The sequence below is a fragment of the Dactylosporangium sucinum genome (genome assembly GCF_014647515.1).
Classification (GTDB): domain Bacteria; phylum Actinomycetota; class Actinomycetes; order Mycobacteriales; family Micromonosporaceae; genus Dactylosporangium; species Dactylosporangium sucinum.
Genome location: NZ_BMPI01000008.1, coordinates 107,488 through 130,829, shown reverse-complemented (window position 1 = coordinate 130,829; position 23,342 = coordinate 107,488). Strand labels below are relative to the sequence as shown.

20 protein-coding genes are annotated in these 23,342 nt (G+C 71.9%); 4 read left to right on the top strand and 16 right to left on the bottom strand.

Features of this window, described 5'->3' with window-relative positions; translation table 11 throughout:
* Positions 1-4 precede the first annotated feature (4 nt).
* Together IEZ31_RS10380 and IEZ31_RS10375 are read right to left on the bottom strand one after the other, a co-directional pair.
* On the bottom strand, positions 5-286 hold the full coding sequence (locus tag IEZ31_RS10380; protein ID WP_190249564.1) for a ubiquitin-like small modifier protein 1: 282 nt from the start codon (positions 284-286) through the stop codon (positions 5-7).
* Positions 283-1,344, bottom strand: coding sequence for a WD40/YVTN/BNR-like repeat-containing protein (locus IEZ31_RS10375; RefSeq protein ID WP_190249563.1), 1,062 nt, complete (start codon positions 1,342-1,344; stop codon positions 283-285). The genes IEZ31_RS10380 and IEZ31_RS10375 overlap by 4 nt, the downstream gene beginning before the upstream one ends.
* A gap of 63 nt (positions 1,345-1,407) precedes the next feature.
* On the opposite strand from IEZ31_RS10375, the gene IEZ31_RS10370 reads away from it, so the two are divergent.
* Positions 1,408-1,779, top strand: a complete 372-nt coding sequence (locus IEZ31_RS10370) for a PH domain-containing protein (RefSeq protein WP_190249562.1) — start codon at positions 1,408-1,410, stop codon at positions 1,777-1,779.
* Here IEZ31_RS10370 and IEZ31_RS10365 read toward each other — a convergent pair.
* Positions 1,773-2,684, bottom strand: a complete 912-nt coding sequence (locus IEZ31_RS10365; RefSeq protein ID WP_190249561.1) for a 2-hydroxyacid dehydrogenase — start codon at positions 2,682-2,684, stop codon at positions 1,773-1,775. The two genes, IEZ31_RS10370 and IEZ31_RS10365, sit on opposite strands and share 7 nt — an antisense overlap.
* A gap of 52 nt (positions 2,685-2,736) precedes the next feature.
* Here IEZ31_RS10365 and IEZ31_RS10360 point away from each other — a divergent pair, with 52 nt between their 5' ends.
* Together IEZ31_RS10360 and IEZ31_RS10355 are read left to right on the top strand one after the other, a co-directional pair.
* Positions 2,737-3,939, top strand: a complete 1,203-nt coding sequence (locus IEZ31_RS10360) for a PQQ-dependent sugar dehydrogenase (RefSeq protein ID WP_373294553.1) — start codon at positions 2,737-2,739, stop codon at positions 3,937-3,939.
* Positions 3,940-4,001: 62 nt separating this feature from the next.
* A complete protein-coding gene (locus tag IEZ31_RS10355) occupies positions 4,002-5,633 on the top strand; it encodes a metallophosphoesterase family protein (RefSeq protein WP_444542469.1) in 1,632 nt (543 codons plus the stop codon).
* A gap of 176 nt (positions 5,634-5,809) precedes the next feature.
* Here IEZ31_RS10355 and gatB read toward each other — a convergent pair whose 3' ends face one another.
* Positions 5,810-7,306, bottom strand: coding sequence for an Asp-tRNA(Asn)/Glu-tRNA(Gln) amidotransferase subunit GatB (gene gatB, locus IEZ31_RS10350; protein ID WP_190249559.1), 1,497 nt, complete (start codon positions 7,304-7,306; stop codon positions 5,810-5,812).
* 78 nt (positions 7,307-7,384) lie between these two features.
* Between gatB and IEZ31_RS10345 the strand changes: the two genes are divergently transcribed.
* Positions 7,385-7,561 (top strand): DUF4236 domain-containing protein, encoded by a 177-nt coding sequence (locus IEZ31_RS10345; protein ID WP_081971544.1) that lies wholly within the window; start codon positions 7,385-7,387, stop codon positions 7,559-7,561.
* 42 nt (positions 7,562-7,603) lie between these two features.
* Here the strand turns inward: IEZ31_RS10345 and gatA are convergent, their stop codons facing one another.
* The 12 genes from gatA to IEZ31_RS10285 all read right to left on the bottom strand — a co-directional run bounded on the left by gatA (position 7,604) and on the right by IEZ31_RS10285 (position 23,300).
* Positions 7,604-9,079: an Asp-tRNA(Asn)/Glu-tRNA(Gln) amidotransferase subunit GatA gene (gatA, locus tag IEZ31_RS10340; RefSeq protein ID WP_190249558.1), complete on the bottom strand. Its 1,476-nt coding sequence runs from the start codon at positions 9,077-9,079 to the stop codon at positions 7,604-7,606.
* Between the two features lie 4 nt (positions 9,080-9,083).
* A complete protein-coding gene (gene gatC / locus IEZ31_RS10335; protein WP_190249557.1) occupies positions 9,084-9,383 on the bottom strand; it encodes an Asp-tRNA(Asn)/Glu-tRNA(Gln) amidotransferase subunit GatC in 300 nt (99 codons plus the stop codon).
* A 78-nt stretch (positions 9,384-9,461) separates the two neighbouring features.
* The gene (locus tag IEZ31_RS10330; RefSeq protein ID WP_190249556.1) at positions 9,462-11,522 is read right to left on the bottom strand and encodes a putative bifunctional diguanylate cyclase/phosphodiesterase; all 2,061 of its coding nucleotides are present in this window, start codon (positions 11,520-11,522) and stop codon (positions 9,462-9,464) included.
* A gap of 662 nt (positions 11,523-12,184) precedes the next feature.
* Complete coding sequence (gene ligA, locus IEZ31_RS10325; RefSeq protein WP_190249555.1) at positions 12,185-14,269, bottom strand: NAD-dependent DNA ligase LigA; 2,085 nt, start codon at positions 14,267-14,269, stop codon at positions 12,185-12,187.
* A 34-nt stretch (positions 14,270-14,303) separates the two neighbouring features.
* On the bottom strand, positions 14,304-15,209 hold the full coding sequence (locus IEZ31_RS10320) for a uroporphyrinogen decarboxylase/cobalamine-independent methonine synthase family protein (protein ID WP_190249668.1): 906 nt from the start codon (positions 15,207-15,209) through the stop codon (positions 14,304-14,306).
* A gap of 41 nt (positions 15,210-15,250) precedes the next feature.
* Positions 15,251-16,321: a tRNA 2-thiouridine(34) synthase MnmA gene (gene mnmA / locus IEZ31_RS10315; protein WP_190249554.1), complete on the bottom strand. Its 1,071-nt coding sequence runs from the start codon at positions 16,319-16,321 to the stop codon at positions 15,251-15,253.
* Positions 16,322-16,334: 13 nt separating this feature from the next.
* Positions 16,335-17,243, bottom strand: a complete 909-nt coding sequence (locus IEZ31_RS10310; RefSeq protein ID WP_308429372.1) for a chitosanase — start codon at positions 17,241-17,243, stop codon at positions 16,335-16,337.
* The gene (locus tag IEZ31_RS10305; RefSeq protein WP_505661124.1) at positions 17,240-19,420 is read right to left on the bottom strand and encodes a bifunctional polysaccharide deacetylase/glycosyltransferase family 2 protein; all 2,181 of its coding nucleotides are present in this window, start codon (positions 19,418-19,420) and stop codon (positions 17,240-17,242) included. The genes IEZ31_RS10310 and IEZ31_RS10305 overlap by 4 nt, the downstream gene beginning before the upstream one ends.
* Positions 19,417-19,953, bottom strand: coding sequence for a hypothetical protein (locus tag IEZ31_RS10300; RefSeq protein WP_190249553.1), 537 nt, complete (start codon positions 19,951-19,953; stop codon positions 19,417-19,419). The genes IEZ31_RS10305 and IEZ31_RS10300 overlap by 4 nt, the downstream gene beginning before the upstream one ends.
* Positions 19,954-20,230: 277 nt before the next feature.
* Positions 20,231-21,397, bottom strand: a complete 1,167-nt coding sequence (locus IEZ31_RS10295) for a cysteine desulfurase family protein (protein ID WP_190249552.1) — start codon at positions 21,395-21,397, stop codon at positions 20,231-20,233.
* 146 nt (positions 21,398-21,543) lie between these two features.
* Entirely contained in the window at positions 21,544-22,506 is a 963-nt protein-coding gene (locus IEZ31_RS10290; protein WP_190249551.1) for an electron transfer flavoprotein subunit alpha/FixB family protein, read from the bottom strand.
* A 14-nt stretch (positions 22,507-22,520) separates the two neighbouring features.
* Complete coding sequence (locus IEZ31_RS10285; RefSeq protein ID WP_190249550.1) at positions 22,521-23,300, bottom strand: electron transfer flavoprotein subunit beta/FixA family protein; 780 nt, start codon at positions 23,298-23,300, stop codon at positions 22,521-22,523.
* Positions 23,301-23,342: the final 42 nt, after the last annotated feature.

Genomic DNA, 23,342 nt, shown 5'->3' with positions numbered 1-23,342 from the left:
AGTCCTAGCCTCCCGCCACCGACGGCAGCACCTGGATCTCGGCACCGTCCGGCACCGGCGTGGTCAGGCCGCTCAGCCGCCGGCAGTCTTCGCCATCGACGTAAATATTGACGTATCGCCGCAGCTCGCCCCGCTCGTCACGCAGCCGTCGCTCCAGGCGCGGCCAGCGGGCGGCGATCTCGTCCAACACGGCACCGAGCGTAACTCCGCCCGGCGTGTCGAGCGAGAGCCGCCCGGCCCCACCGCTCTCCCCGCGCAGTGCTCCGGGCACGAGCACCTGGATCACGGGATGGTCACCGCGCGGACACTCAGCACGTCGGGCAGGTGCGCCGCCACGGGCCGCCAGGTGTCGCCCTCGTCGGCGCTCGCGAACACCTCGCCGGAGCGCGTGCCGAAATACACACCCGCGGGGTCGGCGTCGTCGGTGCACATCGCATCGCGCAGCACCGCCGGATAGAACGGACCGTCGGGCAGGCCGTCGGCGAGCGGCTCCCACGTCGCGCCCGCGTCGGCGCTGCGATAGACCCGGCACCGCTCCTCCGCCGGGAACCGCATCCCGTCCGCGGTCAGCGGGAACGTGTAGACCACGCCGGGCCGGTGTGGGTGCACGACGATCGGGAAGCCGAAGTCGGCCGGCAGGCCCTCGGCGATCGACGTCCACCGGGCCCCACCGTCATCAGAGCGATACACACCGTGATGATTCTGCGCGAACAGCTGATCGGGCCGGTCGGGGTGCCGGGCGACCTTGTGCACGCACTGTCCGAACTCCGGCCACGGGTCGGGGAAGAAATATGCCTTGATGCCCCGGTTTGCCGGCGTCCAGGTGGCGCCGCCGTCGCCGGTCCGATAGACCCCGCCCGTCGACATCGCCACGACGACCTGCTGCGGGTCGGTCGGGTGCGGCAGGATCGTGTGGATCGCCTGGCCGCCGAAGCCGGCGCCCCACTCCGGCCGGTGCGGGTGGTCCCACAGGCCGCGGACCAGCTCGAAGCTCGCGCCGCCGTCGTCGGAGACGAAGAGCGCGGAGGGCTGCACGCCGGCCCACAGCCGCGGGCCGGGGACCAGCTGCCAGACCCGCTCCAGCGCGACGCCGGTGTCCTCGGGGAAGGCGATGGGCGCGGCGTCGGGCTCCTGCCAGGTCGCGCCGAGGTCGTCGCTGGTGACAACGCTCGGGCCGAAGTGCGAGCTGGTCACGCTCGCGAACAGCCGCTCGCGGGTGGCCGCGACGGCGTAGATCGCATTCATGGCGTGGTGCGGTGCGGACAGCCGCCACGTCTTGCGGTCGTCATCACTGCGGGCCAGAAACAGGCCCTTCTCTGTGCCGATCATCACAAGCGTTCCCACGGCGCCAGTATGCCCCGACCCACCGACAAAAAGCTGTTCCACGAAAGGTGGGAGGATGGCCGGGTGAGCACCAAGGCCAAGGTCAAGTTCCGGCGCAGCGCCGCCATCGCCGTCGCCGCCGGCATCGCCGTGATCGGCGCCGTGCCACTGCTCGCCGAGAGCGTCTGGTTCCTCCCGATTTTGTTCGTCCCGCTGGCGATCACGGTGTGGGCCTGGCGGGCCGGCACCGACGTCGACGAGGACGGCTTCACGGTGCGCGCGCTGCTGGGCAGCCGCCGCGTCCCGTGGGCCGTCGTCGACGGGCTGGTCAGCCAGGGTGGCACCGTCCAGGCGCGGCTGGCCAACGGCCACCTGGTGACCCTCGACGCCGTCCGCGGCGCCGACCTGCCCCGCCTGATCACGGCGAGCGGCAAGGAACTGGAGACGGCTCAGTAGCCGTCGCTGACGATGTTGTCCAGCGCGACGCCGGCCGCGAGGCGCCGCAACTGCTCGCCGGCCAGCCCGTAGGCACGCCGGTGCAGGCCCGGCACCGAGCCGGCGACGTGCGGCGTGATCAGGACGTTCGGCAGCCGCCACAGCGCGTGGTCGGCCGGCAGCGGCTCGGGGTCGGTGACGTCGGCGGCGAAGCCGATCCGGCCGCTCACCGCCTCCTCGGTGACGGCGGCGGTGTCCACGACCGGCCCGCGGGCCGCGTTGACCAGCAGCGCGCCGTCCCCGAGGTACTGCAGGAACCCCTTGTCGACAAGCCCGGTCGTCTCCGCCGTCAGCGGGACCAGCAACACCACGACGTCGGCCTCGGGCAGCAGCGCCGGCAACTCGTCGACCCCGTGCACCCCGGCCCGCGCCCGCCGCGCCACCCGCGTGATCGACACGTCGAACGGCACCAGCCGCGCCTCCAGCGCCCGCCCGATCGAGCCCGCGCCGACGATGAGGACGCGTTTCCCAGCGAGTTCGGAGGTTTGGCGGTACGCCCAGTGCCCGCGCTCCTGCGCGCGAGCGAACTCCGGAAAGCATCGCAGATAGGACAGGATCGCGGCGACGACCCACTCCGCGGTCGGCGAGTCGTGCACGCCGCGCGCGTCGCACAGCGTCACCCGCTCGGGCAGCCGGCCGGCCCAGGCATCGGCGCCGGCCGTCATGAGCTGGACGACCCGCAGCGCCGGCATCCGCTCGACCAGGGCCACCACGTCGGGCTTGGCCAGGAACGGCGGGACCCAGAAGAGCACGTCGGCCGGGTCCGACGGCAGCTCGCCCGGCGCCGGCATGACCTCGACGACGGCGCCGGCGGGCAGCGGGCCGAGCAGATCCCGCCCGGTCTCGTGGGCAATCCACACCTTCATGGGTTGATGATGAAGACTGGAACGCTCAGCACGCCAGGCGGCTCGTCAGGTTGTGACTGAAGCTAGTCTTGGGCGGGTGAGCGCCCGGACCCACCGACACCTTGGCCGCAGCCTGCCGGCCGCCTGCACGGCGGCGGCGGTGCTGACCCTGGCCGCCTGCTCGTTCGGCCCGCCGCCGCCCGACGAGCTGGGCACGCCGCCCAAGCTCTCGCCATACCCATCCGTTTCCGCCTCGAACAGCGACGAGGGCGGCGGCCAAGCCGAGGTCGCCACGACCGTCCTGGCGAGGGGCCTGTCGGTGCCGTGGGGCATCGCGTTCCTGCCGGATGGTTCCGCTCTTGTCACCGAGCGTGACACCAAGCGCCTTCTCAAGGTCGGCAAGGAGCAGACCTCCGACGGGCTGCAGGTCGCCGAGCTGCAGAAGATCGACGAGGCGGTGCCGAGCGGCGAGGGCGGCCTCCTGGGCGTCGCCGTCTCGCCGAACTACGAGACCGACAAGACGGTGTTCGTCTACTACACCGCCAAGGACGACAACCGGGTCGCCAAGCTCGTGCTCGGCCAGCCGCCGCAGCCGATCCTGACCGGCATCCCGAAGGCCGGGATCCACAACGGCGGCCAGATCCACTTCGGCCCCGACGGGTTCCTCTACGTCTCCACCGGCGACGGGGCCAAGCCGGAGAACGCCCAGGACCTCGCCAGCCTCGGCGGCAAGATCCTGCGCATCCAGGCCGACGGCAAGCCGGCACCCGGTAACCCGTTCGGAACCGCGGTGTACAGCTACGGACATCGCAACGTGCAAGGCTTCGCCTGGGACGACAGCAAGCGGCTCTACGCCGTGGAGTTCGGTGCCGGCGAATGGGACGAGATCAACGTGATCGAGGCGGGCAAGAACTACGGCTGGCCGGCCGTCGAGGGCAAGGGCACGGACCCAAAGTACGTCAACCCGATCCAGGTCTGGAAGACCTCCGAGGCGTCGTGCTCCGGCCTGGCCTTCACAAACGGCTACCTGGTGACCTCCTGCCTGAAGGGCGAGCGGTTGTACGTCATGCAGGTCACCCAGGCGGGTGGGCTCTTCGGCGCCCCGGTGGCGCTGCTGAAGGGTGCCCACGGCCGGCTGCGCGCGGCCGCCCTCTCACCCGACGGCAGCGTGTGGGTCTCGACGTCGAACAAGGACGGTCGCGGCACCCCGAAGCCCGACGACGACAAGATCCTGCGCATCGTGATCAGCAACGTCGGTGAGGCCGGCAAGAGTTGACGTCTCCGTTCCGCCGGCGAGCCGCTGTTGCCGCCACCCGGGTCCGCCGCCGGGCGATCGTCATGGCCGCCGGGCGGCGGCATCATCCGCCCCGCCCCCGGTTCGCCCGGACCCGCCGGATCCTGCACGGCGTGCTGGTCCTGGTCGTGGCCATGATCGGCATGCTCATCGGGGTCACCCTGGGCGGCACGACCACCCAGGACATCGGACCGTTCCGGGCGCAGCTGTCGCTGGTGCCGTCGTGGTACGGCGACACGTCCGTCGAGATCCCGCCGCTCGGCTCGCTCGAGCTGGACAGCCACGACGGCCCGGCCCACCTGCGCATCCGGCTGGAGTCGCTCGACGAGGCGCGCACCCGCGCCTTCGCCGCCGGGGGCGGCAACCTGGAGCAGGTCAGCCACGACGCGGTCGACCAGCTCAACCTCGGCGTGCGGCGGCTGGCGATGCAGACCGCCGGCTCCGGCATCCTCGGCGCGATGCTGCTGGTCGGCCTGGTGTTCCGCGCCCGGCGGGAGACGGCGATCGCCGGCTTCCTGGTGATCGCGGTGCTCGCCTCGACCGGCGTCGCGACCGCGTACACGTTCAAGCCGGCCGCCATCCAGGAGCCGACCTACCGCGGCCTGCTCGTCAACGCGCCCGCCATCATCGGTGACGCGCGGCGGATCACCGACCGCTACGAGGAGTACCGCGCCCAGCTGCAGAAGCTCGTGTTCAACGTCAGCAAGCTCTACGGCACGATCTCCGCCCTGCCGGTCTACGAGCCGAACACGAGCACGACGAAGGTGCTGCACATCTCCGACATGCACCTCAACCCGGCGGCGTGGGGCGTGGTCCGGTCGGTGGCCGACCAGTTCGCCGTCGACGTGATCGTCGACACGGGCGACATCAACGACTGGGGCAGCGAGCCCGAGGCGTCCTACGTCAACGAGATCAGCCGCCTCAAGGTCCCGTACCTCTACATCCGCGGCAACCACGACTCGACCGTCACCGCGGCCGCCGTCGGCCGGCAGCCCAACGCGACCGTCCTCGACGACTCGATCAAGACGGTCAAGGGCCTGACCTTCGCCGGTATCGGCGACCCGCGGTTCACGCCGGACAAGTCGACCGACGCCACCAACGACGAGCAGCACCGCCAGGTCCTCACGTCGGGCGAGCTGCTGGCCGACAAGATCCGCTCCAGCGGGCAGCAGGTCGACGTGGCGCTCGTCCACGACCCGGTGGCGGCCCAACCCCTGGCCGGCAAGGTGCCGCTGGTCCTGGCCGGGCACAAGCACCAGCGCTCGATCTCCCGCCTGGACCCCTACGGCCCGGTCGCCGCGCCCATCGTCCTGCCCTCCGAATCCCCGTCCCCGTCCTCGTCCCCGTCGCTGTCCCCCTCCTCGTCGGTGTCGGCCTCGCCCCAGCCACCGCTGCGGGAGCGCACCCTGCTGATGGTCGAGGGCTCGACGGGCGGCGCGGGCCTGCGCGGACTGGAGAGCGAGAAGCCCCTGCCGCTCGCGCTGTCCATCCTGTACTTCGACAAGGACCGCCACCTGACCGCCTACGACGACATCCAGGTCGGCGGCACGGGCCTGACCGAGGTGGCACTCCAGCGCCGGATCGTCCCCGAGGACACCAAGGCGTCCCCGACCCCGTCCCCGTCCCTCTCCCCGTCCCAGTCCCCGTCTCCGTCCCTGTCGCCGTCCCCCTCCTGACCTCGGGCGGGGGCTCCCATGATCAGGGGAAGCATCCGGCTGTCCCGGCAGCCGAACGGTGCCCACGATCATGCTCCGGCGACCCGAGCGACAGGGCCACACATGATCGATGGAGACTTCCGGCGGTCATAGCGACCGGAAATCTCCATCGATCATGAGCACGAGGGACGGCGCCCTCAGGAGGTCAGGCGGGCGATGATCAGCTCGCGGACCGTCTTCGCGTCGGCCTTGCCGCCCGTCGACTTCATCACGGCGCCGACGAGTGCGCCCGCCGCCGCCACCTTGCCGTCGCGGACCTTCGCGGCAATGTCCGGGTTCGCCGCGATCGCCTCGTCCACGGCCGCCGTCAGGGCACCCTCGTCCGAGACGACCTCCAGGCCACGGGCCGCGACGATCTCCGTCGGGGCTCCCTCGCCGGCGATGACGGCCTCCAGGACCTGGCGGGCGAGCTTGTCGTTGATCTTGCCCGAGTCGACCAGGCTCTGCAGCTCGGCGACCGCCGCCGGGGTCACGCCCAGCGACTCCAGCTCGGTCTCCGTCTCGTTGGCCTTGCGGGCCAGCTCGCCCAGCCACCACTTGCGGGCCGCGGCGGGGGTGGCGCCGGCCGCGACGGTGGCCGAGATCAGCTCCACGGCGCCCGCGTTGACCACCGACTGCATGTCCAGGTCGGAGAAGCCCCACTCGGACTGCTGGCGGGCCCGCCGGACGCGCGGCAGCTCCGGCAGCGACGCCTTCAGCGAGGCGACCCAGTCGGCGGACGGCGCCAGCGGCACCAGGTCGGGCTCGGGGAAGTAGCGGTAGTCGGTCGCCGTCTCCTTGCTGCGGCCCGACGTCGTCTCGCCGGTGTCCTCGTGGAAGTGCCGGGTCTCCTGGGTGATCGTGCCGCCGGCCTCCAGGACCCCGGCCTGCCGGATGACCTCGGAGCGGACGGCGCGCTCGACGCTGCGGAGCGAGTTGACGTTCTTGGTCTCCGTGCGGGTGCCCCAATCGGCGCCGGGGCGGTTCAGGGAGGTGTTCACGTCGCAGCGCAGCGAGCCCTGCTCCATGCGCACGTCGGAGACGCCGAGGGAGCGGATCACGTCACGCAGCTCGGTGACGTAGGCGCGGGCGACCTCGGGGGCGCGGGAGCCCGTGCCCGGGACCGGCTTGGTGACGATCTCGACGAGCGGGATGCCGGCGCGGTTGTAGTCGACCAGGGACTCGGTGGCGCCGTGGATGCGGCCGGTCGCGCCGCCGACGTGCAGCGACTTGCCGGTGTCCTCCTCCAGGTGCACCCGCTCGATGCCGATGCGGACGAGCTCGCCGTCCACGTCGACGTCGAGATACCCCTCGACGCACAGCGGCTCGTCGTACTGGCTGATCTGGAAGTTCTTCGGCATGTCCGGGTAGAAGTAGTTCTTGCGCGCGAACCGGCCCCACGGCGCGATCGAGCAGTTGAGCGCGAGGCCGATGCGGATCGTCGCCTCGATCGCGGCGCGGTTGGCGACCGGCAGCGCGCCGGGCAGGCCGAGGCAGACCGGGCAGACCTGGGTGTTGGGCTCGGCGCCGAACGCGGTCGGGCAGCCGCAGAACATCTTGGTGTTGGTGCCCAGCTCGACGTGGGTCTCCAGGCCGATGACCGGCTCGAACCGGGCCACCGCCTCCTCGTACGACAGCTGCGTCACGGTGCTCATTGTCTTCGCCTGCTTTCAGCCTTGGTGTATCCACGCACGGCATTGGGTATCACTTGGCAACCTGGAGAGGAGCGACAAATGCCTGTGCAGTTTCGGAAGAGCAAGAAGTTCGGCCCCTTCATTTTCCACTTCACGCAGGACGGGTTCTCCTCGTGGAGCTTCAAGCTGGGCCCCTGGTCGTGGAACTCGCGGAGCAAGAAGAACCGCGTCGACCTGCCCGGCCCGTTCTCCTGGCGGCAGGGCAGCCGCGGCTGAGCGAACAGGGCGGCCGCCGAACGACGGCCGCCCACGTTCTCGCTACAGCGCGGGCGGGGTCAACGGCGGGATCGCCGACTCCAGCGCGGCCGCGACCCGGTACATCCGGTCGTCGGCCATCGTCGGGGCCATGATCTGCAGGCCCACCGGCAGCCCCTCCGACAGGCCGGCCGGCACCGAGATCGCCGGGCCGCCGTACAGGTTCGACGGGATCGTGAAGAGGTCCGCCAGGTACATCTGGTACGGATCGGACGTGCGCGACCCCAGCGGGAACGCCACGAACGGCGTGGTCGGCGCCACCAGTACGTCCGCCGCCTCGAAGGCCGCCTGGAAGTCCCGCGTGATCAGGGTGCGGACCTTCTGGGCCTGGCCGTAGTAGGCGTCGTAGTAGCCGGCCGACAGCGCGTAGGTGCCGAGGATGATGCGCCGCTTGACCTCGGGGCCGAAGCCCGCGTCGCGGGTCAGCGACATGACCTCCTCCAGCGAGCGCCGGCCGTCGTCGCCGGTGCGCAGCCCATACCGCACGCCGTCGAAGCGGGCGAGGTTGGACGAGCACTCGCTCGGCGCGATCAGGTAGTACGCCGGCAGCGCGAACTTGAAGCTCGGGCACGACACCTCGACGACCTCGGCGCCCAGCTTGACCAGCGCGTCGACCGACTCGCGGTAGGCGGCGGCGACGCCCGGCTCGGCGCCCTCCCCGGAGAACTCCCGCACCAGGCCGAGCCGCACGCCGCTGAGGTCGCCGGTCGCGCCCAGCCGCGCGGCGCCGACCACGTCGGGCACCGGCTGCGGGATCGACGTCGAGTCGCGCGGGTCGTGCCCGCCGATGACGGCGTGGAGCAGGGCCGCGTCCTCGACCGTGCGCGCGCACGGCCCCGGGGTGTCGAGCGAGGAGGAGAAGGCGATCAGCCCGTACCGCGAGGTGCCGCCGTAGGTCGGCTTCGCGCCCACGGTGCCGGTCACGGCGGCCGGCTGGCGGATCGAGCCACCGGTGTCGGTGCCGATCGCGAGCGGCGCCTCGTAGGCGGCGACGGCCGCGGCCGAGCCACCGCCGGAGCCGCCGGGGATGCGGGTAGTGTCCCACGGGTTGTACGTCGGCCCGTACGCCGAGTACTCGGTCGACGAGCCCATCGCGAACTCGTCCATGTTGGTCTTGCCGAGCATGACCAGGCCGGCCTCGCGCAGGCGGCTGGTGATCGTCGCGTCGTACGGCGGGCGCCAGCCCTCGAGGATCTTCGAGCCGGCCGTGGTCGGCACGCCCTTGGTGGTGATCACGTCCTTGACGCCGATCGGCACGCCGGCGAGCGGCCCGAGCTCGGCGCCCTTGGCCCGCTGGTCGTCGACGGCCTTCGCGGCGGCCAGCGCACCGTCGCGGTCGACGTGCAGGAACGCGTGGACCTTGCCCTCGACGGCGGCGATCCGGTCGAGGTGGGCGGTGGCGACCTCGACGGCCGACACCTCCTTCGCGGCGAGCTTGCGGCCCAGCTCCGCTGCGGTCAGCTTGGTGACGTCACTCATCGGACTAGGCCTCCTCGTCCAGGATCCGCGGGACGCGGAAGCGGTCCTCGGCGGTGTCGGGCGCCATCGCCAGCGCGTCCTCGCGCAGCAGGCTCGGCTGGACGACATCGTCACGGAACACGTTGGTCAGCGGGACGGAGTGGGACGTCGGCGGCACGTCGACCGCCGCGATCTCGCCCACCTGGGCGACGGCCTGCAGGATCACGTCGAGCTGCCCGGCAAAGGTGTCGAGCTCGTCTTCGGTGACGGCAAGCCGCGCGAGGCGCGCGAGATGCGCCACCTCTTCGCGGGAAATCGTGGCCATCGCGCGGTACTCCTTAGGTCGTCGTCTTGACGCAGCGTGACATGCGGTCGTCAACCCGACGAGTCTATTTCGTGGCGGTTATGTGTTGTGCACGGCCACGGATTGATTCCGTCGCGTGAGCCAGTCGATCAACTGGGCGGGCGGCATCGGGCGGGCGAAGTACCAGCCCTGGGCGAGGTCGCAGCCGGATTCGACGAGCATCCGCCAGGTCGGCTCGTCCTCGACGCCCTCCGCCACCACCCGCAGCCCGAGGGCCCGGGCGAGGTCGATCATCGACCGCACGATCGCCGCGTCGTCCGGGTCGGTCGCCACGCCCAGCACGAACGAGCGGTCGATCTTGACCTCGGCCAGCGGGAGCCTCCGCAGGTGCAGCATCGAGGAGTAGCCCGTACCGAAGTCGTCCAGCGCGATCGCCACGCCCAGGCGCTCCAGGCGGGCCAGCGTGGCCAGCACCCGGCGCGGGTCGGCCATGAGCGCACTCTCGGTGATCTCCAGCTCCAGCCGCGCGGGGTCCACGGCGAACTCCCGCAGCCGCGCCTCGATCCGCTCGGCGATCTCACCCGTGTGCAGGTCGCGCACGCTGACGTTGATGGCCACGCGCATGTCGCCGGCGGCCGGGCCCCAGGCGGCGAGCTGTCCGATGGCCTCGTCGACGATCCGCAGGGTCAGCAGCCGCATCACGGCGCTGTGCTCGGCGACCTTGATGAGCTCCTCCGGGTCGACCGGCCCGCGCTGCGGGTGCCGCCAGCGCAGCAGCGCCTCCAGCCCGACGACGGCGCCGGTCGCCAGCTCGACCTGCGGCTGGTAGTACAGCTCGATCCCGGAGTCCTCGGGCGACTCCAGCGCCCGCCGGAGGTCGGCGAGCAGGCTGAGCCGCGCCGGGGAGTTGTGGTCCGACTCGGGCGCGTACACGGCGAGGTTGTCCCCGCGCGCCTTCGCGTCGTACATCGCCACGTCCGCGTGCTGCATCAGCTCCTCGAAGCTGCCGCCGTGCTCGGGGTAGACGGCCACGCCCACCGAGCCGCCGACGTCGATCGGCAGCCCGTCGAGCAGCACCGGCTCGGCCAGGGCCGGCATGATCTGCGCCGCTCGCGCCCGTGCCTCGGCGATGTCCCGAAGATGTGGTACCACGATGGCGAACTCGTCGCCGCCGAGCCGCCCGACGAGGTTGTCCCCGGCTCTTGCGCTGAGGCGCCGCGCGACCTCCTCCAGCAGCCGGTCCCCGACCCGGTGCCCGAGCGAGTCGTTGACCTGCTTGAACCCGTCGAGATCGAGCAGCAGCAGGGCGAGGCGCCGGTCGGCCGCACCGCCCTCGGCCCGCTCGGCGTGCTCCCGCAGCCCGGCCGCGACCGCGCGCTCCAGCGCCTCCCGGTTGGCGAGCCCGGTGAGGGGGTCCCGCCGGGCGGCCTGCGCCCGCTGCAGCGCCAGCCGGGCCATCCGCCGTACCGCGAACAGCGGCACCAGCGCGAGCGGCACGAGCAGGATGTCGACGTGCGCGGCGGCGACCAGTCCGGGCGCGGACAGCAACAGCGCCCCGGTCGACAGCGCGTCGGTCACGACGGCCCGGCGGAACCCGCCGCTCCAGCCGCCCCCGAACCGCAGCCAGATCGCGGTGGACACGAGCAGGTTGTTGACCAGGAACCACGCCACCGCCGCGACCACGATCCACGGCACCGCGGACCGCAGGGCGAACAGCGCGTCGACGTCGGAGCCCACCGCGGGCATGAGGGTCGCGTGCAGCACGGCGGTGGCGGCGGCGAACGACAGCAGGTACTGCGCGCCGTTGAACGCGGCCCGCCAGACGGTGTGCCGCAGCCAGACCGCGGCGACGACCACGGCCCCGAGCTGGACCAGCACCGCGGGCGCGAACCCGAACTGCAGCAGGATCGCGAACGTGAAACAAATTGAGGGAAACGCCGGAACCGAGTCCTCACGCCCACCCTGCGCGAACCAGGGCGTGTCGGCCGCGAGCGCGAGCACGGCGAACAGCCAGAACGCGGCGGGCAGCCGGTCCGGCACCCCGGCCAACAGGCTGCCCACGAGCATCCCGAGCGCGACGACCACGACGCAGGCAACGTACGCAAAGAACCGCCGTGCGTGCCGCGGAGGCGCGGTGTTCCGCAGCGCGCTCTGCTCCATCGTCGCGTTTCCCCCCATCTGCCCCGACCGGCTCTCTGGCACGCTCTGCGAGCCTGCACCCCCCACGGGACAATGCGCCGGAAGGATGCGGAATCGATGCACAAGCCGCCCATGAATCAACCGACCGGGCGATCCCACAGTGGACAGATCGGCTTGAATGTCGTTGCGCAGTAACCGTTTCCGAACACAGCGTCACGGCCTCACATCGGCCGGGGTCACTCTCCGGGCGAATTCCAAGATCGATGGAGGTGCGCAGACCTTCGGCCACCCGGGCTGCACCAACCGCTTCCGGATCATGGCCCGGCCGAGCGCGGCGCCCTCAGCCACCACCGCGACCGAGGACGTTGATCAGCGCGTCCCGGAGGGCGCCGCTCGCATGATCGCGGACGTTCCTGTGTCGAAAACGAACCACAAACGTCCGCGATCATGCACGGGCTCCGTCCGGCAGCAGCGACTCCCGGGTGCGACAAGAGCCCGGGAACGCGTGCTCGATCCGTCCTGCTCGTCGCGCCCACAGCCCTGACGCGCGGCAGCCAGGAGCCCGGGCGGCAGCCAGGAGCCCGGGCAGCGGCGGGGTCGGTGCTGCGGGCTCCGTCGTGCGCCCTGGACGTGGGCGCTGGACGTGTGCCTTGGACGTGGCGCCGGGCCGGTGTTGCGGCCGGCTACTCGTCCGCGGCGATCTGGGCGGCCGCGCGGGCGGCGTCCGGGCCCTCGGTCAGCAGGAGGTCGAAGGCCGGCTCGTCGAGGATCGGGACCTTGAGGCTGGCGGCCTTGTCGGCCTTCGAGCCCGGGGACTCGCCCACCACGACGAAGTGGGTCTTCTTGGAGACCGAGCCGGTCACCTTGCCGCCGCGGGAGGTGACGGCCTCGGTGGCCTGGTCGCGGGAATACTTCTCCAGGGAGCCCGTCACCACGACCGTGATGCCGTCGAGGAGGCGCGGGCCGGTCTCCGTGCGCTCCTCGACCATCCGGACGCCCGCGGCGGCCCAGCGGTCGACCCACTCGCGGTGCCAGTCGACCGTGAACCAGTCGTGGACGGCCTTGGCGATGGTCGGGCCCACGCCCTCGACCGAGACCAGCTCCTCGGTGGTGGCGTTGGCGATGGCGTCCATGGAGCCCAGGGAGTTGGCCAGGGCGACGGCCGCCGTCGGGCCGACGTGGCGGATCGACAGGGCGATCAGGACGCGGGCCAGCGGGCGCTGCTTGACCTCCTCCAGGTTGAGCAGGAGCTGCTGGGCGTTGCTGCTCAGGGAGCCGTCCTGGTTGACGAAGAACGGGGACTCGCGCAGGCGGTCGGCGGTGACGTCGAACAGCTCGCTCTCGTTGACGATCACGCCGTCGAGGAGGGCGGCGGCGGACTTCCAGCCGAGGGCCTCGATGTCGAGGGCGTTGCGGTGGGCCAGGCCGAACAGGCGCTCGCGCAGCTGGCCCGGGCAGTAGCGCGCGTTGGGGCAGCGGATGTCGACGTCGCTCTCCTTCTCCGGAGCGAGCGGCGTCTTGCAGGACGGGCAGTGGGTGGGCATCACGAACGCGCGCTCGGTGCCGTCGCGGCGGTCGGCGACCGGGCCGAGCACCTCGGGGATCACCTCGCCGGCCCGGCGGATGACGACCGTGTCGCCGATGAGGACGCCCTTGCGGACGACCTCCTGGGCGTTGTGCAGCGTCGCCTGGGCCACGGTCACGCCGCCGACGAACACCGGCTTCATCACCGCGAACGGGGTCACGCGCCCGGTCCGGCCGACGTTGACCTCGATGTCGAGGAGCTTCGTCATGGCCTCCTCGGGCGGATACTTGAACGCGATCGCCCACCGCGGCGCCTTGCTGGTCGAGCCGAGGCGGCGCTGGATCGACATCTGGTCGATCTTCACGACCACGCCGTCGATCTCGTGCTCGATCTTGTGGCGCTTCTCGCCATACTCCTCGATGTAGGACCGGACGCCCTTGAGGTCCCCGAAGACCTTCCAGCGCTCCGAGGTGGGCAGCCCCCAGGCGTGCATCAGCTCATAGGCCTCGGACTGGCTGGCCGGGTTGAACCCCTCCCGGGCGCCGAACCCGTGCACCAGCATCCGCATCGGCCGCGACGCGGTGATGCGCGGGTCCTTCTGGCGGAGGCTGCCACTGGCCGCGTTGCGCGGGTTGGCGAACGGCCGCTCGCCGGCCGCGACCTGGGCCGCGTTGACCTCCTCGAAGCCGGCGAGCGTGAAGAACACCTCGCCGCGGACCTCCAGCAGGGCGGGCACGTCGTCGCCCTTGAGCCGCTCCGGGATGTCGCGGATGGTGCGCGCGTTGAGCGTGATGTCCTCGCCGGTGCGCCCGTCGCCGCGGGTCGCGGCCCGGATCAGCCGGCCGTCGCGATAGGTGAGGTTGACCGCCAGCCCGTCGATCTTCAGCTCACACAGGTAGCGCGGCTGGGAGCCGGCGTCGCGCTCGACCCGCTCGACCCAGGCGTTGAGCTCGTCGTCGTCGAGCGCGTTGTCCAGGCTGAGCATCCGCTCGGCGTGCGTGACGGCGGCGAAGTCGGTCGAGAACGTGCCGCCGACGCGCTGGCTCGGCGAGTCGGGCGTCACCAGCGCCGGGAACTCGGCCTCGATGGCCTCCAGCTCGCGCATGAGCCGGTCGTAGATCGAGTCGTCGACGCTCGGCGACTGGAGGATGTAGTAGCGATACTGATGCTCGTCCAGCTCCCGGGCCAGCTCTGTGTGCCGCTGACGTGCTTCGGGGGTCGGCTCGGCCTCGAGTTCGCTCATGCCAGCAACCTACCGCCCGGGTACGACAAAAAACTCACTCCTCCGACAGCCTGCGACCGGCGTCTCGCAGCGCCTTCAGCTGCGCGGGACGGGCCATCCCGCACGGCGGCGTGATCACCACCTGGGACGCCAGCGAGGTGGCCGGAAAGCCCAGCTTGCGCCAAAGATCCCGCACGGTGGAGGCCATGGCCGCCGAGGACGGGCCCGACACGCCCGCGAACAGGCCCAGCCCGAGATCGAGGAACTCGCCCACGGCGTCCAGGTCGCCGACCAACGACAGGTCCAGCGCCACGCCGGCGACGCCGGCCGAGGACAGCAGCGACAGCGGCACCGAAGGCGCGCAACAGTGCACGACCACCGGGACCCCGGCCGCCTCCACCACCGAGGTCAGCGCCGACCGCGCGACGTTGACGTCGACCGAGCGGAGCGTCCGGAACCCGCTCTCGGTGGGCACCCGCCCGGCCAGCACGGCCGGCAGCGACGGCTCGTCGACCTGCAGCAGGATCGACGCGTGCGGCAGCCGCGCCCGCACCGACGCGATGTGCAGCCGCACACCCTCGGCCAGCGACGCCGCCAGGTCGCGGGTGGCGCCGGGGTCGCGCAGGACGGCGCCACCGATCGGCAGGTTGATCGACGCGGCCAGCGTCCACGGCCCGGGGACCTGCACCTTGAACGTGCCGGAGTACTCCCCCGCCAGCTCCGTCATCGTGTCCAGGTCGCGGTCGAGGTAGTCGAGGGCGACCCGCAGGTCGTGGCCGGGCCGGGCCGCCACGCGCCAGCGCGCCGCATACAGCTCGATCGGCAGCTCGACCAGGAACGCCCCGCCGCGCCCGATCATGTCCGCGCCCGGGCCGCGCTCGGGCAGCTCCGGCAGGTGGGGCAGGTCGGGCAGCTCGCCGAGGACGATCCGCTGCGCCTCGGCGATGTCGGTGCCGGGCATGGACCCGATGCCGGTGGCGGACCCGGCCGGCCAGGGGAAGCTCACGAGGTCTCCGCGATCGTCGCCGAACCGAGCACGATGTCGCCGTCGGCCGACGGCTCGTAGCACACGACCGCCTGCCCGGTGGCGATCCCGCGGGCCGGCCGCGCCAGCGTGGCGAGCAGCCGCCCGTCGGCGACCTCCACCGACGCCGGGATCGTCTCGCCGTGCGCCCGCAGCTGGACCTCGCACGAGACGGTCGTGGCGGGGATCATCCACACCGGACGCTCACCGACCACAGTGGACACGTCGAGCATGTCGGCCGGCCCGACGGTGACGGTGTTCGTCACCGGCGTGATCGACAGCACGTACCGCGGGCTCCGGTCCGGCGCCGACACCCGCAGGTCCAGCCCCCGGCGCTGCCCGACGGTGTAGGCGTAGGCCCCCTCGTGCTGCCCGATGACGGAACCACTCACGGCGTCGACGATGTCGCCGGGCGTCGATCCCAGCCGGGAAGCCAGGAAGCCACGGGTGTCTCCGTCCGAAATGAAGCAAATATCATGACTGTCCGGCTTGTCGGCGACGGCCAGCCCGCGCGAAGCGGCCTCGGCCCGGACATCAGCCTTCGTCGACGGGCCCAGCGGGAAGACGGCCCGGGAGAGCTGCGAGGCAGAGAGCACAGCCAGCACATACGACTGGTCCTTGGCCAGATCCACACTCCGCCGCAGCAGCCCGTCGGCACCGAGCCGGGCATGATGCCCCGTCACCACGGCGTCGAAACCCAGCGCCACCGCCCGATCCAGCACCGCGGCGAACTTGATCTTCTCGTTGCACCGCAGGCACGGATTCGGCGTGCGACCGGCCGCGTACTCCGCCACGAAGTCGTCCACGACGTCCTCGTGGAACTGCTCCGCCATGTCCCAGACGTAGAACGGGATCCCGATCACGTCCGCGGCCCGGCGCGCGTCCCGGGCGTCCTCCAGCGTGCAGCAGCCGCGGGCGCCCGTACGGTATGTCTGAGGGTTGCGCGCCAGTGCGAGGTGCACGCCGGTCACGTCGTGCCCGGCTTCCACCGCCCGGGCCGCCGCGACCGCCGAGTCGACCCCGCCGGACATCGCCGCTAGCACTCTCACAGCACAAGCCTACTCAGGCTTCGATCTCGTACGCGTCGCCGTAGACCTTCCAGCGCAGGGGCGGGTCGAGGTCGAAGTTGCGCTCGCGGAGGAACACCCGCTGGGCGTCCTCGACCCGGCTGGCGTCCTCGTGCGCCTCCTCCGCCGCCATGACCGCGAGGCGGGCGTCGAGGAACGCCTCCAGGTAGGCCGCCTCGTCACCGCCCCGAGCCGGTGGCGGGGCCGTCGCGGCGGCGGTGCGGCGCAGCTTGACCAGGGCGTTGGCGCCGTGCATGACGATCGCGTCGTAGTAGACGAACTGGCCGAGCGGGCGCAGCCCGTCCTGCTTGGCCTGCGAGAGGGCCGGCCCGAAGTACATCCGGTCCCGCTCGGCGTCCTGAGCCGTCCGGAACGCCGGGTCGGCGGCGGCCGCCTGCCACGCCCCGACGAAGCCGGGGTCGAGGCCGTCGTGGGAGTCGCTGCCGTTGACCCGACGGAGCGCGGGCAGGTAGGCAGCCAGCCGATTGCGCGGTACCGCGGCCGAATAGCGTTCGACGACGGCCTTCATGTCTCCGGTACCGCTGCAGAACCCCACGATCCCGCCGGTGTACCCACGCCCGTCGCCGATGTCCTCGATGTACCCGTACTGCAGGGTCCAGTCCAGCGTCGAATTCTCCGCGCTGGACACGAGCCGCATGGCGATGTCCTTCTTCTGCGGGTCGGACAGGTCGCCGCGGATCCGCGGGCCGGCGGTCACCCGCACCGAGCGTTTCGTCGTGGTCGCCGGCGGCTCCGAGGCGGCCGGGGCGGGCGCCTGGCCGCGGGCCGGGGCGGAGCGGACCGACGGCGCCTCCGCGTCGGGCGAGTTCGCCGCCAGGCCGCCCATGGCCAGCGACACGACGGCGAAGATCACGATCCCGAGCCCGCGCCGCTTGGTCATCATTCGCGACCCACCTTCGCCACACCCCGGGGCACAGGCGGCGGTGGAGGCGGCGGCGGCAGGTTCGCCGACGCGCCCGCCGAGCCGGCCCGGTGCAGCTTGTGCCAGCGCAGCCGGGCGCCGGTGAGTGCCGTCCCGAGCGACTGGATGAGCACGAGGTACATCAACTGCCGGTACACGAACTGCTGCAGCGGAAGCACCCACAACGGCCGCAGCTTCTCCTTGTCCAGCCGGAACGCGACCACGGCCGTGAGGAACTGCATGGCGAGCATCGCCAGCCACAGGCCGGCGGTGACCATCCAGCCGGAGAAGAACAGCCCGTAGACGAGCAGCACGTCGATGAGCGGCGCGAGCAGCGGGAGCGCGATGCCGAAGAACGCGATGAACGGCAGCCCGACCCGGCCGAAGCGCCCCGACGGCCCCCCGTCGACGAGGGAACGCCGGTGCTTCCACATCGCCTGCATGGTGCCGTAGCTCCAGCGGTACCGCTGGAGCCACAACTGCCGCAGGGTGCTCGGCGCCTCCGTCCACGCCCTCGCCCGCTCCTCGTAGACCACCCGCCAGCCGGAGCGGCACAGGGCCATCGTGGCGTCGGTGTCCTCGGCCAGCGTGTCGTGGCTGATGCCGCCGATGTCCTGCAACGCCTCCCGGCGGAACGCGCCGATCGCCCCGGGAATGGTCGGCATGCAGCGCAGGATGTCGTAGAGCCGGCGATCGAGGTTGAAGCCGATCACGTACTCGATGTGCTGCCATCGGGCGACGATCGAGTTCCGGTTGCCGACCTTCACGTTGCCGGCCACGGCGCCGACGGAGGGATCGGCGAACGGCTGCACCAGGTGCCGCACCGAGTCGGGCTCGAAGACCGTGTCGCCGTCGACCATCACGATGATGTCGTGCTTGGCGAGCGCCACGCCGACGTTGAGGGCGTTGGGCTTGCCGCCGTTGGGGATGCGCACGACCCGCACGTTCGGCAGCCGCATCGCCTCGACGAGCGCGGCCGTGTCGTCGGTCGAGCCGTCGTCCACGACCACGACCTCGATGCCGCCGGGGTGGTCGCCGCCGGCCAGCGAGCGCACGGCCGCCTCGATGCCCTCCTTCTCGTTGTAGGCGGGCACGACGACCGAGACGGGCAGGTGGACCGGCGGCCCCCAGGCCCAGTTCCTGGCCCGTCGGCGCCGCGCGTGGCGGCCGGCCAGCAGGAACAGGGCGATCGTGCGGGCGATCGTCAGCAGGCCCACGACCAGGAACAGCACGCCGAGGGTGTCGAGCACCCAGTCGGCCACCGAGACGGCGGTGACCAGCGCGAGCGCGCGGCGCTGGTCGTCGGGCGTGGCCGGCGTCTCGGCGCTGACCGGCCGGCCGTCGAAGACCTTGACGAGAGCGTCCGAGACGGTGGTGAAGGTGTACCCGCGCGAGCGCATCAGCGGGATGAACCTGTCGAGCGCGGCCACGGTCTGCGCCCGGTCGCCGCCCGCGTCGTGCAGGAGGACGATCGAGCCGGCGTCGCCCTCGGGCGTCGCGCCGCGCACGATGGCGTCGACGCCGGGCCGGCTCCAGTCACGGCTGTCGGTGTCGGTCATGATCGACAGGTACCCGAGCCGGCCGGCCTCGTTGATGAGCGGCCAGTTGGCGTCGTCGATGGCGTTGGCACTCGACGAGTACGGCAGCCGCAGCAGCGCGGACTTCTTGCCCGTGGCGCGGACGACGGCGAGCTGGGTCTGGGAGTACTCCAGGTCGCGCTGCCACGCCGGCAACTCCTCGAGCCGCGGGTGGGTGAAGCTGTGGATGCCGATCTCGTTACCCTCCGCCGCCAGGTCGGCGACGATGCCGGTGTGGCGGGTGACCTGCGTGCCGACCACGAAGAAGGTGGCGTTGACGCCGTGTCTGCGCAGGACCGCGGCGATGCGCGGGGTCCACATCGGGTCCGGGCCGTCGTCGAAGGTGAGCGCGATGGTCTTGGGGGGCATGCGGTACGTGTGGACCGTGCCACCCCGCGTGTCGATGATGGCGCCGCCCTCGGTGACCTCGCGGGGCACCGAGGCGTGCGCTCCCGGTCCGCCGGTGTGGTCGGGATGGAACTCGGCGTTGACGTACGCCTCCACCAGCAGCACACCGACGAGCATGCTGAGCAGGACCGCCCCGACGACGATCCGGGTGATCCGGGGTTTGCCGCGGGTCACGCCGGACTCACGTCTCCGCTCGCCGACGGGCGCTGACCGACCGGCACGATCGCCGACTGCGAGGCGCCCGGCGACTCGGCCGGCAGGGCGGTGCCCTCGGTCCCGGTCGGGCTCGGCTGCGGCGGCGGCCCCGTCGTCGGCCCCGCGGTCGGCCCCGGGCTCGGCCGGGGCGGCTGCGTCGTCGTCGGCACCGGGCCGGGCGGCGCGGACGTGGTCGCCTCGACGACGGGCGGCGCGGTGGTCGTCGTCGGGCCGGCGCTCGGCACGCCGGGTCGCGGCGCCGCGCTCGTGACGGTGGCGCCCGGCTTGGCGGCGCCGGGCAGGCGCTTGGCGGCGGCGCCGGGGTGGTTGGCGACCGGCGTGGTCGTGGCGACCGGCTCGGCGGGCTCCGGGGTCGGCGCGAGGACCGGAATGTTGTTCACGAGCTCCGGGAACGGCAACAGCTGCTGCGGTGTCAGCGGGCCGCCGGAAAGACTCGCGACGACCAGTCCGGCATAGACCAGTGTCCCTGCACCGGCAATTCCGAACGCCATTCGGATCCACCGTCCACGGCGGCCGGTGGCATCCACGAAAACGGGCGCGGCGAGGTCGCCGGCAGGGATGACCTCGGTGGCATCGTCAGCGGCAGGGGTTTCGACAGACACCGCGCAAACATAGAAGCGACGTCGTGTTCGGGCGGCCGAAAATCACCACAAAATTCGCCGTAACCAAATTGCTTCCGCGCGTCACCTGGCGATATTCATCGGCTTCGGTCGGATTTTCACCCGGAGGGATTCGGCCCGACGGAGGACGGCGTGTCGCGTCGAGCGGTCACCGTGACTTGGCCGTTGCGCGGCGGGCCCGCTCGACCGCACCCGGCAGCGCGGCGATCAGCGCATCGACGTCCTCGACCTGCGAGGTGTGCCCGAGGGTGAACCGCAGCGAGGAGCGGGCCCGGGCGTCGTCGGCCCCCATCGCGAGCAGCACGTGCGACGGCTGCGCCACCCCGGCCGAGCAGGCCGAGCCGGTCGAGCAGGCGATCTCCTGGGCGTCGAGCAGCAGCAGGAGGGCGTCACCCTCGGCGCCGGGGAACGAGAAGTGGGCGTTGCCGGGGAGCCGGCCTCTGTCGACGTCGCCGTTGAGGATCGCGTCGGGCACCGCCTGCCGCACCCGCTCGACGAGGTCGTCGCGGAGCCGACCGATGCGCTCGGCGGTCTCCCGCTGGGTCTTCACCGCGAGCTCCACCGCGACCGCGAACGCCACGATCCCCGGCACGTCGAGCGTCCCCGACCGCACGTCGCGCTCCTGGCCGCCGCCGTGCGCCAGCGGCGTGCACTCGACCTCACGGCCGAGCAGCAGCGCGCCGACCCCGATCGGGCCGCCCAGCTTGTGGCCGCTCACGGTCAGCGCCGCCGCGCCGCTCGCCGCGAAGTCGACCGGCACCTGACCCACGGCCTGCACGGCGTCGGTGTGGAACGGGACCCCGGCCCCGACCGCGAGCGCGGCCAGCGCGGCCACCGGCTGGACGGTGCCGACCTCGTTGTTGGCCCACATGACGGTGGCCATCGCGACGTCACCGCCGCTCAGCGCCTCGGCCAGCACCTCGGGCCGGACCCGGCCGGCCGGGTCGACCGGCAGCCAGGTGACCTCGGCGTGCTCGTGCCGCTCCAGCCAGGCGACGGCGTCGAGCACGGCATGGTGCTCGACGGCGCTGGCCACCACCCGGTTGCGGGTGGCGTCGGCGGCGCGGCGCGCCCAATAGATACCCTTGACGGCGAGATTGTCGCTTTCTGTGCCTCCACCGGTGAAAATCACCTCGGACGGCCGGGCTGCGAGGGCGGCGGCGATACGCTCCCGGGACTCCTCCACGTGACGGCGGGCGTGGCGGCCGGGGGCGTGCAGCGACGAGGCGTTGCCGACTTCGCGCGCCGTGGCGACGTAGGCGTCGAGCGCCTCCGGGAGCATCGGCGTGGTGGCGGCATGGTCGAGGTACGACATCGGCCCCAGCCTAACGGCCGGGCGCTCCTTACCACCCCACCGGTGCGCGCAGTCTGAAATCCTCCGAGGGTGCATCCGCGGGGGTTGCCCTGACCAACGCAGCGAGCGCCCCCGGCGGCCGGGGGCGCTCACTTGCGGTGCACCTGCTACTTGCGCTTGCGGATCTCCTCAGCGGCCTGCGGGACGACCTTGAACAGGTCGCCCACCACGCCGAAGTCGGCCAGCTCGAAGATCGGGGCCTCGGCATCCTTGTTGACCGCCACGATCGTCTTCGAGGTCTGCATGCCGGCCCGGTGCTGGATGGCGCCGGAGATGCCCAGAGCGACGTACAGCTGCGGGGACACCGTCTTGCCGGTCTGGCCGACCTGGAACTGGTGCGGGTAGAAGCCGGAGTCGACGGCCGCGCGGGACGCGCCCACCGCGCCGCCGAGCAGGTCGGCCAGCTCCTCGACCAGCTTGAAGTTGTCGGCGCTGCCGACGCCGCGGCCACCGGAGACGACGACCGAGGCCTCGGCCAGCTCCGGGCGGGCGCCCTTGGCCTCGACCTTGCGCTCGACGATCTTGGCCAGCAGGTCGCGCTTCTCGACCGAGACCGCGACCGGCTCGACCACCGGGGTGACCGGGGACGGGGCCGGGGTCAGGGAGTTCGGCCGTACCGTCACGATCGGCAGGCCCTTGGTGACCTTGGACTTGACGATCGTCGAGCCCGCGAACACGACCTGGGTCGCGGTGCCGTCGGCCTCCACGGCGACGACGTCGGTGAGCAGTCCGTTGTCCAGCTTGACGGCGACCCGGCCGGCGATCTCCTTGCCCTCCTGCGAGGACGGCAGGAGCACGGCGGCCGGCGACACCTGCGTGATCAGGTTCGCGAGCACGGTGGCCTTGGGTGCCACCAGGTACTCGGTCAGCTCGGCGCTCTCCGCCGCGTACACCTTCGCGGCGCCGTACTCGCCCAGCTTGTCCACGACGCCCGCGGCGGCGCCCTCGCCACCGAGCACGACGGCGGCGACGTCGCCGAGCCCGAGCGACCGGGCCAACGTGAGCATCTCGAGGGTGACCTTCTTGACCCCGCTCGGGGAGGCCTCGACGACGACCAGTACTTCAGCCATGGTTGCGACTCCCCTTACACGAACTTCTCGGAGGCCAGGTACTCGACGAGCTTCACGCCGCCATCGTCACCGGCTTCGACCTTGTTGCCGGCCTGGCGGGGCGGGCGCTTGCTGTGCTCGACGACCGCGCTGGTCGCACCCTCGAACCCGACCTCGCCCGCCGCGACGCCCAGGTCGCTGAGCGACAGGGTCTGCAGCGGCTTCTTCTTCGCGGCCATGATCCCCTTGAACGAGGGGTACCGCGGGTCGTTGATCGTGTCCCAGACGCTCACCAGCGCCGGCGTGGCGGCGCTGACGACCTCGTACCCCTCGTCGGTCTGCCGCTCGACGGTCAGGCTGGACCCGTCCACCGTCAGCTTGCGCGCCCCGGTCAGCGCCGCGATCCCGAGCCGCTCGGCGATCATGTGCGGCAGCACCTGCACGCGGCCGTCGGTCGACTCGGCGCCGCAGATGACCAGGTCGGCGGCCTGCTGGGCGATGGCGGCGGCCAGCACCTTCGAGGTGGCGACGGCGCACGAGCCGTGCAGCGCGTCGTCCACGACGTGCACGGCCGAGTCGGGCCCCATCGACAGCGCCTTGCGGATCGACTCCGTGGCGCGGTCGGGGCCGACGGTCAGGACGACGACCTCGCCGCCGTGCGCCTCCTGGAGGCGCAATGCCTCCTCGATGGCGTACTCGTCCATCTCGTTGATCACATTGTTCGCCGACGCGCGGTCGACGGTGTTGTCGTCACTGCGCAGGTTGCGCTCCGCGCCGGAGTCCGGCACCTGCTTGACGAGTACGACGATCTTCATCGTGGTCCGAGGTCCTCCTGCTTGACAGTCGCCCGCGCCCTC